General features: G+C 32.2%; 13 protein-coding genes. 6 read left to right on the top strand and 7 right to left on the bottom strand.

The features are described from left to right. Positions 1-26: 26 nt before the first annotated feature. From DK508_RS19530 to DK508_RS19550, 5 genes are all read left to right on the top strand, one after another. On the top strand, positions 27-1,025 hold the full coding sequence (locus DK508_RS19530) for a glycoside hydrolase (RefSeq protein WP_109302461.1): 999 nt from the start codon (positions 27-29) through the stop codon (positions 1,023-1,025). Then, a complete protein-coding gene (locus DK508_RS19535; RefSeq protein ID WP_109302462.1) occupies positions 1,018-1,761 on the top strand; it encodes a hypothetical protein in 744 nt (247 codons plus the stop codon). The genes DK508_RS19530 and DK508_RS19535 overlap by 8 nt, the downstream gene beginning before the upstream one ends. A gap of 4 nt (positions 1,762-1,765) precedes the next feature. Continuing rightward, positions 1,766-3,022, top strand: coding sequence for an FtsQ-type POTRA domain-containing protein (locus DK508_RS19540; protein WP_109302463.1), 1,257 nt, complete (start codon positions 1,766-1,768; stop codon positions 3,020-3,022). Positions 3,023-3,110: 88 nt separating this feature from the next. Then, positions 3,111-3,671: a TetR/AcrR family transcriptional regulator gene (locus tag DK508_RS19545; protein ID WP_109302464.1), complete on the top strand. Its 561-nt coding sequence runs from the start codon at positions 3,111-3,113 to the stop codon at positions 3,669-3,671. Between the two features lie 67 nt (positions 3,672-3,738). After that, positions 3,739-4,716 carry an alpha/beta fold hydrolase gene (locus DK508_RS19550; RefSeq protein ID WP_200831890.1) on the top strand — a complete coding sequence of 326 codons (978 nt, stop codon included), beginning with the start codon at positions 3,739-3,741 and terminating at the stop codon, positions 4,714-4,716. 56 nt (positions 4,717-4,772) lie between these two features. Here the strand turns inward: DK508_RS19550 and DK508_RS19555 are convergent, their stop codons facing one another. The 7 genes from DK508_RS19555 to DK508_RS19585 form a co-directional block, all read right to left on the bottom strand. Continuing rightward, on the bottom strand, positions 4,773-5,378 hold the full coding sequence (locus DK508_RS19555) for an FMN-dependent NADH-azoreductase (RefSeq protein ID WP_109302465.1): 606 nt from the start codon (positions 5,376-5,378) through the stop codon (positions 4,773-4,775). A gap of 3 nt (positions 5,379-5,381) precedes the next feature. Continuing rightward, a complete protein-coding gene (locus tag DK508_RS19560) occupies positions 5,382-6,251 on the bottom strand; it encodes an NAD(P)-dependent oxidoreductase (protein ID WP_109302466.1) in 870 nt (289 codons plus the stop codon). A 94-nt stretch (positions 6,252-6,345) separates the two neighbouring features. Further along, on the bottom strand, positions 6,346-7,215 hold the full coding sequence (locus DK508_RS19565) for an AraC family transcriptional regulator (RefSeq protein WP_109302467.1): 870 nt from the start codon (positions 7,213-7,215) through the stop codon (positions 6,346-6,348). Positions 7,216-7,287: 72 nt separating this feature from the next. Next, positions 7,288-7,998 carry a TIGR04283 family arsenosugar biosynthesis glycosyltransferase gene (locus DK508_RS19570; protein ID WP_109302468.1) on the bottom strand — a complete coding sequence of 237 codons (711 nt, stop codon included), beginning with the start codon at positions 7,996-7,998 and terminating at the stop codon, positions 7,288-7,290. Between the two features lie 72 nt (positions 7,999-8,070). Beyond that, positions 8,071-8,817 (bottom strand): DUF547 domain-containing protein, encoded by a 747-nt coding sequence (locus DK508_RS19575; protein ID WP_109302469.1) that lies wholly within the window; start codon positions 8,815-8,817, stop codon positions 8,071-8,073. Positions 8,818-9,178: 361 nt separating this feature from the next. Further along, positions 9,179-10,105: a DUF547 domain-containing protein gene (locus DK508_RS19580; RefSeq protein WP_235016441.1), complete on the bottom strand. Its 927-nt coding sequence runs from the start codon at positions 10,103-10,105 to the stop codon at positions 9,179-9,181. 281 nt (positions 10,106-10,386) lie between these two features. Continuing rightward, positions 10,387-11,097: a DUF547 domain-containing protein gene (locus DK508_RS19585; protein WP_109302470.1), complete on the bottom strand. Its 711-nt coding sequence runs from the start codon at positions 11,095-11,097 to the stop codon at positions 10,387-10,389. A 227-nt stretch (positions 11,098-11,324) separates the two neighbouring features. Between DK508_RS19585 and DK508_RS19590 the strand changes: the two genes are divergently transcribed. Next, positions 11,325-12,545, top strand: coding sequence for an NADH:flavin oxidoreductase/NADH oxidase family protein (locus tag DK508_RS19590; protein WP_109302471.1), 1,221 nt, complete (start codon positions 11,325-11,327; stop codon positions 12,543-12,545). The last annotated feature ends 72 nt before the right edge of the window (positions 12,546-12,617 follow it).

The following is a 12,617-nucleotide window of genomic DNA, read 5'->3' on the forward strand; positions in this document are numbered from 1 at the left end:
TGTATTTTCAGCGGTAAAAAGCGATTATGAAAAAGGTCTTTTTACTGCTGTTTATTATTATTTTTTCGGGATGTTCTGCGCAAGAACCAAAAATAAATGGAGTAAGTTTTGTTGGCTCTCCTAAAGAGATTACTGCAAAAGCAATACAGCCAGTCGTAGCAGTACATGCCAATTGGGCAGCTGTAATGCCTTTTGGGTTTTTAAAAAATCTAGAAACGCCTACAGTGACTTTTAATATAGAAAGACAATGGTGGGGTGAGCGTAGAGATGGTGCCAAAAGAACTATCGAGTTACTCAACGAGAAAGGAATTAAGGTAATGTTGAAACCTCAAATATGGGTGTGGAGAGGTGAGTTTACCGGAAATATAAAGATGAATTCTGAAGAGAACTGGCAGGTTTTTGAGAAATCGTATGAAGAATTTATCATGTTGTATGCAAAGTTGGCTCAAGAGATGAATGTGCCCGTGCTATGTATAGGTACAGAATTGCACACATTTGCTCAAACAAGACCTAAGTTTTGGAGTGAAGTTATCCAAAAAATAAGATTAATTTATAACGGAAAATTGACGTATGCAGAGAACTGGGATCAGTTTGATAATGTTCCTTTTTGGGATCAATTGGATTATATAGGTATTGATGCATATTTCCCGGTATCTCAAAGTCAAACACCTAGTGTAGAAGAGTTTAAATTGGGTTGGCAAAAGCATAAAAGCGAAATTATTGCGCTAAAAGATAAAATAGAAAAACCTGTTTTGTTTACCGAATATGGATATAGAAGCATTCATTATACGGGTAAAGAACCTTGGGACTCCAGTAGATCAGAAGGAAAAGTAAACCTAAAAGCACAAAATAATGCGTTAACGGCATTGTATCAAGAATTTTGGAATGAATCATGGTTTGCTGGTGGATTTTTATGGAAATGGTATCACAATCATGAGGAAGTAGGTGGAGAAAAGAATAATCGCTTCACCATTCAAAATAAACCTGCAGAAAATGTGGTGCGAACAATTTATAAAGATGAGTAAAACTAATTACATAGTGTTTTTTTTTGTTGCGTGGGGTATCTTTTCTTGTGGTACTGATAATGAAAATAATGTACAATTAGATACTTCATTGGCATTTCTGGTTAATGCAAATACTATTGAAATAGATAATGTGATTGCTTGTGCTTCGGGATCCGAAAATGATGAAAATGCAATAATTGCATATGTTTATCCTAGACCAGGATCGACAAATATAAGATATTATGAAACATCGAGTATTGATGATGATAAGAATAATTATCAAAACTATACTCAGGTAGATCTTACTCCAACCGATTTTTTTAATGGTTATTTAAAAAAAATGGAACGTACGAATACTGATGAAAAATGGGTGATTATTACTTTTTTTGAAAACGATAAGTTGCATTTGTCTAATCCTATTCGATTAAAACATCGTACCAAACCCACAGAGTTCCTAAATGAGGTAATGATAGATGATATGACATCTGGAATGCCAATTTTTAGTTGGGAAGACGGTATCGTAGCAGAGAACAAAATTTATTTCCAGGTAGTATCCGATATAAATGATGAATTACTTTCGGGAACTTATACTTTTGAAAAACAATTTCAATACTACAAACTAGATAATGTAGTTTTAAACATAACACAAGAAATACCACCGCAATTAACCTTAATGGATATGTATAATTTCACCTTAATGGGTGTTAGTGAAGATAATTGGGTTAATTTATTTATAGAAAAAAGCTTTGAACCATAGGATTATGAAGAATTTGATAGTTTGTATTCTATCTCTTTTTTGTTTCGTTTGTACTGCGCAAAAGTCTAAAATTGTAGACATTAAGATACAAGGAAATAAGAAAACAAAAACATCTGCACTTATCAAACTTACCAATATCCGGCAAGGAAACACTTTAGATTCTTTACAAATAGAAGAAGATATAAAGAGACTCAAAAGATTACCTTCTATAGCCCACGCATATTACCAAGTATTTGAGAAAGAGGATGGTTTCGAAGTTATTTATGGTGTTGAAGAAAATTTTACCATTATCCCATCGGCTAACATATACACTACTAATGATGATGAATTTGCTTTTCGATTAGGGTTGTATGAGTTTAACTTTTTAGGCCAAAATATAACGTTAGGAGGGTTGTATCAAAATGATATATATAGTTCTTTTGGAATAAATCTAAGAGCACCATTTTTATTTGGTAAGCGATTGGGGTTAGCTCTTAATTATAGTAATCTTACTACTGAAGAACCTGTGTTTTTGGATAACGGTACAGCAGATTATAAATATAATAATACCTCTTATGAAATTTTGGGGTTATATCAATTTAATCTTCAAAACCGTATAGAAACAGGAGTTAATTATTTTAATGAAGATTATGTGTATAAGAGTGGGGCTACTGCCGCTAATATCCCTCAAGATTTTGATGTTAATAAGTTGCTTTTTAAACTGATTTATGAGTACGATAATTTGGATTATGATTATCAATATGTGTCAGGATTTAAGAGCACATTTAATATGCAATATGTAATTAGTACAGAAAATGTACTCCCCGATTTTGTAATTGCATGGAATGATTTTTTCTATTATCATAAAGTTGGAAAAAGAGGAAATTGGGCTTCTAGATTACGATTAGGATTGGCCACCAATGACGATTCGCCATTTGCGCCATTTGCCGTAGACAATAATTTAAATATTCGAGGAGTGGGTAATACCATTGATAGAGGAACAGGTGTTATTGTTTTAAATACAGAGTATAGACATACCATTTATGAGAAAGATTGGTTTGTATTACAGAGTAATGTATTTGTAGATGGAGGTAGCTGGCGTAACCCTGGAGGTGATTTTGGTGATTTTGGTGATTCTCAAAACTATAGAATTTATCCAGGTGCAGGTTTACGTTTTACGCATAAAAAAATCTTTAATGCTATTTTTAGAATTGATTATGGGTATGGTATTACTGAGGATGCGACCAATGGATTTGTTTTTGGGATCGGGCAATACTTTTAAAGGGATGTAAATTTATATTAGTTAAAATTAAGTTAAGTAATTACCGAACGTTTGGTAAAAAACTATTTATTCGTACATTTGAACCATTATGAGACCCGTTAAAGTAGAAAATAAACAATTAATCGAAGGCCTATTTAAGGTTTTTAGAGAAAAGGGATATGAAGGAGCTAGCCTTAATGAGCTGGCAGAGAAGGCAGGTCTAAAAAAAGCTAGCTTATATCATAGATTTCCTGAAGGGAAAAAGCAGATTGGTATGGCGGTTTTATTACATTCTTCAGAGTGGTTACATACAAATTTGTATCAATTGTTAGCGGATAAAAATATTGCAGCAACGGAACGCTTAGAGATGGCATTATCCAGAATTAGCGAATTGTATAATCAAGGAAAAGAAACTTGTATTCTTAGATCATTATCTATGGAATCTGGAATGCAGATTTTTGGAGAGGAAATCAAGGGCGAGATGAATCGATGGATTAAATATTTTGCACAATTAGGTTTAGATTTTGGCTTTACCGAAGAAGAAGCACTAAAGAAAGGAAAAGAATCTCTAGTAAAAGTACAAGGAAGTTTGATAGTTGCTAATGCGATGTCTGATACAGATATTTTTGTATCCTCCTTGGCCGAAATACGAGAACTATTTGATAAATAGCTATTTTTTTGAATATGAATTATACCGAACGTTCGGTAATAAATAAAATAACTAAAAATTTAAAATAATGAAAACACTAAAAATCACATTAAGTACTGCTGTATTAGCAATGATGACATTAACGACCTACGCATTTGTTGAAACAAATAAAAATGAAATCCCAACAACAGAACTATCAGCTAACTCTATAACTTATAATACGGTTGAGGTTGATGGATTAGATATATTTTATAGAGAAGGAGGATCCAAAAACAAGCCAACTATTCTTTTACTACATGGCTACCCCACTTCATCACATATGTTTCGTAATTTGATAGTAGATTTAGCCAAAGATTATCATGTATTGGCGCCGGATTATCCAGGGTACGGAAGATCAGAACAACCACCTATGGCAGAATTCGATTATACATTCGATAACATGGCCAAAATTATTGAAGGTTTTTTAACCAAGCTTGCAGTAGATAAATTTAGTATATATCTTATGGATTATGGAGCGCCAGTTGGATATAGAATTGCTACAAAACATCCAGAACGCATACAATCCTTGATTGTTCAAAACGGAAATGCATATAATGAAGGAATTACAGAATTCTGGAACCCTCTAAAGAAATACTGGAATAATCCTTCTGTCGAAAATGGAAAACCTTTAGAAGAATTTCACAAAATTGGTGGATTGAAATGGCAATACACACATGGTGTCGGAGATGTAAGTAAGATTAGTCCCGATAATTGGGAAATTGATTTGCAACACATAACACGCAAAGAAAATAATGAGATTCAGTTAGCGATGTTTTACGATTATAGAACTAATATATCTCTATATCCTAAATGGCAAAAATACCTGAGAGATTATCAACCACCAACGTTAATAGTTTGGGGTAAAAATGATCAGATTTTCCCTGCAGAAGGAGCATACCCATATAAAAAAGACCTTAAAAATATTGAATTTCATTTATTAGATACGGGTCATTTTGCACTTGAAGAAAAGGGAGATGAAATTGCCAACTACATTCTTAATTTCTTGAAAAAGAATAATATTAAGTAACCACCATTGTATTTTATTAAAAAAGAGTCCGTAGCATTTTGCTATGGACTCTTTTTTTAAATAGATTGTATTGTTTTCAAAACTTTCATTTTTGTTTTTTCGTATGTATTGACATCCATAGTTGTTCCTTGTAAAGGAAGAAAAGTAATATCAGTAATTTCTATCAATCCCAAAACACTTTGCAAGTAAGGTGTAAGAAAATCCAAAGCCTTCATTTCGTTTGATGTATATACAGCCCCAGCGCTAGTAATTATATACGCTTTTACATGTTCTACCATTCCATAAAAAGCCCCATCTTGATGAACTCCAAAGGTGTTATTAATTCTTACAATATGATCGATCCATGCTTTTAAGGCAGACGGTATTCCAAAATTATACATTGGTGTACTGATCAGTAAAACGTTAACTTCTTTCAATTCGGCAATAAGTTGGTCAGATAATTGGGTAACCTCCCGTAATGGAGAGGTAAAATTTTCTTTAGGAGTATAAAACCCTTCGATTGTTTGTTGAGAAATATGAGGTATGCCAGTACTAATGATATCCCTAACAAAAACTTCTCCATTTGGATGTGTAGTTTGCCATTGTTGTTGAAATTGATTTGCCATATTTCGACTATCTGATCCATTAATTCTGGAACTTGCATCTATTCTTAATAGTTTCATGTATTACTTTTTAAGGTTTATATATTTATACACAGCAGTAAAATCTTGATCTCCAAAACCATATTGTTTGGCTTGAGCAAAAATCTCTTTGGTGGTATTCAAACTAGGAGTAGCAATACCGTACTCATAAGCCGATATGGCTGAGAGATGAAGATCTTTTTGAATCCATTTTAAAGGAAAATTAGCTTCATAATCCTCATTTTCAATTTTTGGCCGTATCGCAGTTACAATTGGTGCTACCACTGGAGTATTTAACAAGACATTGAATAATATTTCTTTTTCTAGTCCCATAGCTTCACCCATAACCAAGGTTTCAGCAAAAGCCGCCATGGATTGCGCTAGTAACTGATTAATTAACATTTTCATCGTGGCTCCTTTACCTATCCCTCCAAGATGTAAGGTTTTTTTACCTAATATTTCGAAAAGAGGAGTAGCTTCTTTTACGTTTTCGAGATCACCCCCGATTAGAAATACTAACTCACCTTTTTCGGCGGGGCCTTTGGTTCCGGCAACAGGAGCATCCAGATATCGTATCTGATAGCTTTTTGCAACGGTTTCCATTTCTTTGGTAAAAGATGGGTTTACAGTACTAGAGTTAATCCACAATGAGTTTTTTTTCATTCCGTGTAATAACCCGTTTTCTCCAGTAGCTACTTCCTTAACAGCTTGAGGAGTTGATAGCATGGTAATTACAGTATCTGCCTGTTCTCCTATTTCTTTTGGGGTGTTAACCCATGTAGCCCCATTACTAATTAAATCTTGAGCTTTTTCTTTGGTTCTATTGTAAATGAGTAGTGGGTAGCCTGCTTTTTGAAGATTGAGAGCCATACGACTGCCCATAATACCAAGGCCTATACATCCTATTTTTTTCATTTATACATTTTTAATGTTCGTTTACAAATGTCAATGAAAAAGAGAGTGCTAAATTTTGCAAAAAATCAAAAACTGTGATTTTCGGTCAAAAAACTTATATGTGGATATTTTTGCGATGTTTAATTTGGAATTGCTTTGGAGAAATTCCTGCTTTTTTATGAAAAGTTTTAATAAAATGAGAGGTGTTTTCATATCCAACTAATGTAGAGATATGAGTAATGGAGTCGTTGGTTTCTTTTAATAAACGAATTGCTTTTTCAAACCGTTTTTCGATGAGCCATTTTTTGGGAGAAATCCCAAATTTAGATTTAAAATCTCTTCCAAATGTAGAAATACTTCTTCCTGTGAGATAGGCATAATCTTCTATCCCTAGAGGCTTGTCGTAATTTTTTGTCATAAATACAGTAAGATTTTTTCTGTCGCGGTTTTTTAAAGTTTGTAATCGATGAACAAACTTATTTCCCTCTGCAGAAATACTGATCAGATATAACAATTCGAGTAATTTAGGTTTAGTAAATTGATATTGATGTTTACCTCGATACAAAGCAATTAGTGCATCTACAAACAGCCTTAAATTTTGATTATAATTTATGACCAGTGAAGTGTTGGTTTGTTGTACTGATGTCGTGATTTCAAAAGTAGTCAGAAACTCATCTGTAATTTCTTCATCGAAGAAAAAAACAATAGCTTCGAATGACTCATTTTCAGGAATGATATCAGAAATTATATATAATCCTTTTGGTAAAAGGATCATATGGTTTTTATGAACAACGGTTACTTCTCCATCATGAGTTTCTACCTTTAGAGAACCATTAATTATTAGAGTTAGTGCATGTGCAGAAAGGTAACGTTCGTTTTGTACATCTGCCTCTTGTACGCACTTAATGATAATGCAAGAAAGACCGTCAACCAATACTTTTTCGATATTGGGATGTTTGTAAAATACTTGCGGCACGACTTTCATAATTGCAAAAATCTAAAGAAAAGTTTGATTTAAATATCGCTTTTTGTTAAAAGTTGTGATTTTCGGTCAAAATTAAGATATGACCTTTTCTTTGTAGTATTGATATAAATCTTCAGATGAGGCTCCCATCCATCTTCTCATATGGATATTTAGAAAATGATATTGCAAACGCCATACACCAATCTCTCTATATCGTCTAGCCGAAGTAATGACATATTTTGGTATGATAACGAACTCATCGATATCAAAAAGTCGATCTACCAAATCGTTATCTTCGTAAACTATATAGGATTCATCATATCCATTTATTTCTTCAAACAACTGTTTAGTAATAAACTGACTTTGATCCCCGCCACGACATCGTTTACTTTGAAATTGAGTAAGCCAACCCAAAAACAACAACCATGGATGTTTTGAATCGAATTTCATTCTAAAACACCCGGCAATGTTTTCTTTTTCTATTTCTTTTAAAATATCTTGATCATATCCCTTGGGAGGGTAGGAATCTGCATGAAGAAAATACAATACTTCACCTTTTGCAGCTTTTGCTCCTGCATTAAGTTGTTTTGCTCTTCCTTTATCCGAACAAATTAATTTAATACTAGGGTTTTGTTGAACAGATAATTGACGTACAACCTCTTGAGATTGGTCTACACTGCCACCATCTACAACAATAACTTCTAGAATATTTTCTGTATTTTCTGTATTGTTAATTAAGTGAGAAAGCAGCGTACGAATAGTAGCTGCTTCATTGAGTATAGGAATTACAATAGATATTTTCAATGTTGGGGTGTTATAATTTAGGCTATAAATTTACACATTTATGTTTCCTATTAATTTTTCTAAATACTTTTTTTAATCTACAACATAAGCAGGGCTAACCGTTTTGCCTTCATTTAGACCCCAGTCATAAGTTTTATATCCTTTTTCGGACTGATTTGAAATTTTCACAGCTGCATATCGATTAATAAAATCTTTTACATCACCACCATTTACTTTAAAATCTTTTTTATACCAAGAAAATATTTTAGATACATTTACTTCAGTTTCGGTAATTGTATTTCTTGTAGGGTCGTTGATGAATTTTTCGGTTTGCTCATCTAAAGCAACATGAAGATTTTCAGCCGTATATGCCCGGTTCCATACCACTGGACAAGAAATAGAAGCACAATTTATAGCAAAATGAATTCTTGGGTCTCCATATTTTCTTAAAATTTTATGTTCTAATTCTCCTAAGCTATGCCAAGCACCATCAATTTTAAAGAATTTTTTGCCCCAAGGATCTTGAAGATCTTTAATACTTTTTAAAGGATAACTATCGATAACAAGTTTTATGGTATACGCGTTATATGCATTTATCCAGTATGCTAATTTTTCTTCTCTACTCCAGTTTTCTTTTGGGGGATTATCTGAAAGTTGTTTGAAATATGTGTATAATTGAGAGCTATCTCTCATAAATCCATCATAATCTACTTTTCCATCTTCGGATACGTTCAATAATAGAGCTTGGTCCCAAACGCTATGATCAAAAGTGTTTTGTGCATTGGTTTGATTAAAAAATAAAACCATCAATAGCGTCAGTATAGTTTTTAGAGCTTTCATATGTTAAGTTTTTTTTCACTTCATCAGTCGTATTTTATTTACGAACTCATTTAGTATTGATATGGGGTTTTAGTAGGAAAACGGGAAATTACCTTACAAAATCAACGTGCTATTTGACAATTATAGTGCTGATTTATGTTGTAGTAGTTAAAAATATTGGAGGCTAATGAAAGGAATAAAAAACACTCAATATGTTGATAATCAACATATTGAGTGTTTTTGCATTTTGATGAAATATAGCGGTTTAGGAATTTATACGTTTAAAAAGGTTTATAAGAATTTTAACTTTTAGAAACGGTATAAATAATTAGTTTTTTAAGTGATCATATTTTAAAAAATAAAAGAATGGTAGTAAAATATCTTATTCGTTTAAGGCCCAATTGTATTTTTTATAGGTCTTTTTAGCGTTGGTTTTTATTTTTATTTTAGAATACTTATTTAAAAACTTTATTAACGAACCTTGTTTTTTGAAATCTTTAGCAAACCATAAAAATATTTTAGATAAAACAATATTGTTTGCGCTAATCGTATTTCTTTTAGGATCATTTATAAACGCAATAGCTAATTTATCAAGTTCCTGGTTTACATTTTTTGCGGTAAAGGCTTTGTTTAGAAGTGGCGGACATGAATATGAAGCGCAATTAATACCAAAATGAATTCTTGGATCGTTCATTTTTCTTAAGATTCGATGTTCAACGTCGTTAAGTGTATACCACTTATTCCCTAATTTAAAAAATCTTAAATCCCAAGGCTCCTTAATATCTTTAATACTTTTTATTGGATAATTATCAATAATTAACTTTACTGTAAAAGCATTATATACATTTAACCAATAGGCTAGTTTGTCTTGTTTGCTCCAGTTTTCTTTTGGAGTGTTTTTTCCTAATGCATTGAGATAAGCTCTAAAAGCTGTTCTATTTTGTTTAAAAGCTTTATAATTTATGGTTCCATCTTTTTGTACATTTTTGGATAGTAAAATATCCCATGGTTTATGATCAAATACCGCAATATTAGGAGCAACCTTTTCGTTGTTTTTTATTTTAGATTCTTTTTGTGTGCTATCAATTACTTGTTCTTTTTCTGTATTCTCTTGTTTTAGAACTAGCTGTTCGGTAGGAGTTTCAGGCGCTTTTTCTTCAATCGGAATATTAGGTTTTATAGAATCTATTTTTTTTGAAGAATCTTTTTGCTCCATAATCATAGAGTCTTGAGAAGTTTGAACCGCAGCTTTACTTCCGCTACATGCAAAAGATGACCAAATAAATAGAATAACAAGTACTTTGTTCATATTAAAGTTATTTTTTAATTAAATGAAGGCATTCTGTATTCGCGAAATTTTTAGAGAAAATTGAAATATTCTCCTAACTTAGGTTCGGGTAATTTTTAATTTGTTGAAATCAATAGGCTTTTACTAAATAACCCTTTTTGAGTAGTATAAAACCAAAATTCGGGCCATACTTGATAATATGAATTATTTTAATAGCCTATATACCCTTTAATGTTTTCCAATTTTTCTACAATCTCATAATAAAGATGGATTGGTCGAGGATATTTTTATAACCTATCAAATCATTGTTCATTTAGGCTCCAGTTGTAGGCCATATAACTATTTTTCGGTAATTTTTCTATTTTCACCTCAGAATATTGGTTAATAAATTCAACAACATCTCCATTATTAAAATCATCTTTATACCATTCAAATATTTGAGAGATACTAATTTTATTTTCGGTGATAATATTCCTGTTAGGATCATTGATAAACTCCATGGTACATTTCTCCATAGCTTCTTCAACGTTTTCAGAAGTATAGGCTCTATTCATTAATTTTGGAGAAGAAAATGAAGCACAATTAATCAAGAAATGAATTCTAGGCTCATTAAATTTTCTCAAGATTTTATGTTCTATATCGTCTAGGCTTAATCGTTCATCGTTAATTCTAAAAAACTTTTGATTCCATGGATCATGTAATTCATTAATATCTTTAACCGGATAATTATCAATTATCATTTTTACCGCAATAGAATTATAAGCGTTAATCCAGTAGGCAAGCTTTTCTTCTCTAGTCCATTGATCCGTAGGAGGGTTGTCTGATAAGGATCTAAAATATTTATAAAATAAAGGACTATCTTTCATTACACCTTCATAGTTAACTTTCCCGTCTTCGGTGACGTTAAGGATAAGAATTTGATCCCATACAGAATGATCGATCCCGTGTTGAGCTTTTGCTGGGGAGCAAAGCAATACAAGAAAGATTGCACATAATAAGTAGTTATTTTTCATTACACTTAGGTTTTATAGTATTCTTTAAATTATTCATAATAAGCTATTTGCCCTAGATTCGGGAGATAAAAATAACAAAAAATATCGATAAAATGCAAATTTTATGGTTAAAACGTAATATTTTTACGTTATGAGTCAAAAAAAAGCTGATTTTATTTAAATGTCCTACAATTTTAAATTGCAAGATAATATAGGATTATGTATTATTGTAATCGAACTATTTTGCTATGATTAGTACAGAAATAAGACTCCCTTGTGGAGCGATAATTAAGAATAGATTGGTTAAATCGGCCATGACAGAACGAATAAGTAATAGAAGATTTGAACCCATAAAAGGTCATGGAGTATTATATGAAAATTGGTCGAATACAGGAGCAGGGTTATTGATCACAGGTAATGTAGTTGTAGATAGAAAACACCTTGAATCTGCAGGAAATGTTTGTTTTGATGATGAAAAAATGCTTCCTAAAATAGAACCTTGGGCACAGGCGGCAAAATCAAATGGGAACCATGTATGGGTGCAGATTTCTCATTCGGGAAGACAAACCAATAAATTTAGTACCACACGACCTTTAGCTCCCTCTGAAATTCAGCTACGCAAAATGGGTTTGTTTGGTAAGCCCAAAGCTATGACCGAAGCTCAGATACAAGATGTAATCAAATCTTTTGTGAAAGCCGCTAGGATTTCTAAAAAGGCAGGCTTTACAGGACTTCAAATTCATGCTGCGCATGGGTATTTGTTAAGTCAGTTTTTATCTCCTACTACAAACATCAGAACCGATCAATGGGGAGGAAGTATTGAAAACAGAAGCAGATTACTAATCTCTATTCTTAGAGAGGTACGCAAAGAAGTGGGAGCGGATTTTCCGATCTCGGTAAAACTAAATTCTGCAGATTTTCAAAAAGGAGGATTTACGGAAGAAGAGTCGTTGGAAGTTGTAAAAATGCTAGATAAGGAAAAAATAGATGTGTTAGAAATCTCAGGAGGAACCTATGAAAAATTAGCTTTCTTTTTGATGAATGAAGAAGGAGTCGAAATTAGAGAAAGTACTAAAAAGAGAGAGGCTTATTTTATTGATTTTGCCAGAAAAGTAAGAGAAGTCAGTAATTTACCGTTGATGATTACAGGTGGGTTTAGGTCGTATGATTTTTGTAATGAAGTACTAGAAAATGGAGAAGTTGATCTTATTGGTATGGCACGCCCTTTTATTACTAATATGGAAGATATTTCTGGTTTTTTACAAGGAGAGGTTTCATTACTTAAAAACTTTGTGCTAAGAACAGGAATAAAACAATTTGAAGATGCGGCTGAAGGTGGCTTTTATGCAAGACAATTGATTCGTTTTTCTAAAGGGAAAAAACTAAAACCAAATATGAATCCATTGTGGTGCTCTATGTTTTTGATCTTTTATGAATTTAGAAAGTCAATGGTTAAAAAAATCTCCTAAAACAAAGTTTTGAAAAAGAACTTTGTAAGCTACTAATCAATAAGAGTATATAAAGATTCGCTACTTTTTTGA

Origin of the sequence: Aquimarina sp. AU474, from assembly GCF_900312815.1 — a bacterium.
Classification (GTDB): Bacteria; Bacteroidota; Bacteroidia; order Flavobacteriales; family Flavobacteriaceae; genus Aquimarina.

Bases quoted from the DNA above. Each gene is read 5' to 3' on its own strand.
- DK508_RS19530 (WP_109302461.1), top strand. From the start codon at position 27: ATGAAAAAGGTCTTTTTACTGCTGTTTATTATTATTTTTTCGGGATGT.
- DK508_RS19535 (WP_109302462.1), top strand. From the start codon at position 1,018: ATGAGTAAAACTAATTACATAGTGTTTTTTTTTGTTGCGTGGGGTATC.
- DK508_RS19540 (WP_109302463.1), top strand. From the start codon at position 1,766: ATGAAGAATTTGATAGTTTGTATTCTATCTCTTTTTTGTTTCGTTTGT.
- DK508_RS19545 (WP_109302464.1), top strand. From the start codon at position 3,111: ATGAGACCCGTTAAAGTAGAAAATAAACAATTAATCGAAGGCCTATTT.
- DK508_RS19550 (WP_200831890.1), top strand. From the start codon at position 3,739: ATGAAAACACTAAAAATCACATTAAGTACTGCTGTATTAGCAATGATG.
- DK508_RS19555 (WP_109302465.1), bottom strand. From the start codon at position 5,378: ATGAAACTATTAAGAATAGATGCAAGTTCCAGAATTAATGGATCAGAT.
- DK508_RS19560 (WP_109302466.1), bottom strand. From the start codon at position 6,251: ATGAAAAAAATAGGATGTATAGGCCTTGGTATTATGGGCAGTCGTATG.
- DK508_RS19565 (WP_109302467.1), bottom strand. From the start codon at position 7,215: ATGAAAGTCGTGCCGCAAGTATTTTACAAACATCCCAATATCGAAAAA.
- DK508_RS19575 (WP_109302469.1), bottom strand. From the start codon at position 8,817: ATGAAAGCTCTAAAAACTATACTGACGCTATTGATGGTTTTATTTTTT.
- DK508_RS19580 (WP_235016441.1), bottom strand. From the start codon at position 10,105: ATGAACAAAGTACTTGTTATTCTATTTATTTGGTCATCTTTTGCATGT.
- DK508_RS19585 (WP_109302470.1), bottom strand. From the start codon at position 11,097: ATGAAAAATAACTACTTATTATGTGCAATCTTTCTTGTATTGCTTTGC.
- DK508_RS19590 (WP_109302471.1), top strand. From the start codon at position 11,325: ATGATTAGTACAGAAATAAGACTCCCTTGTGGAGCGATAATTAAGAAT.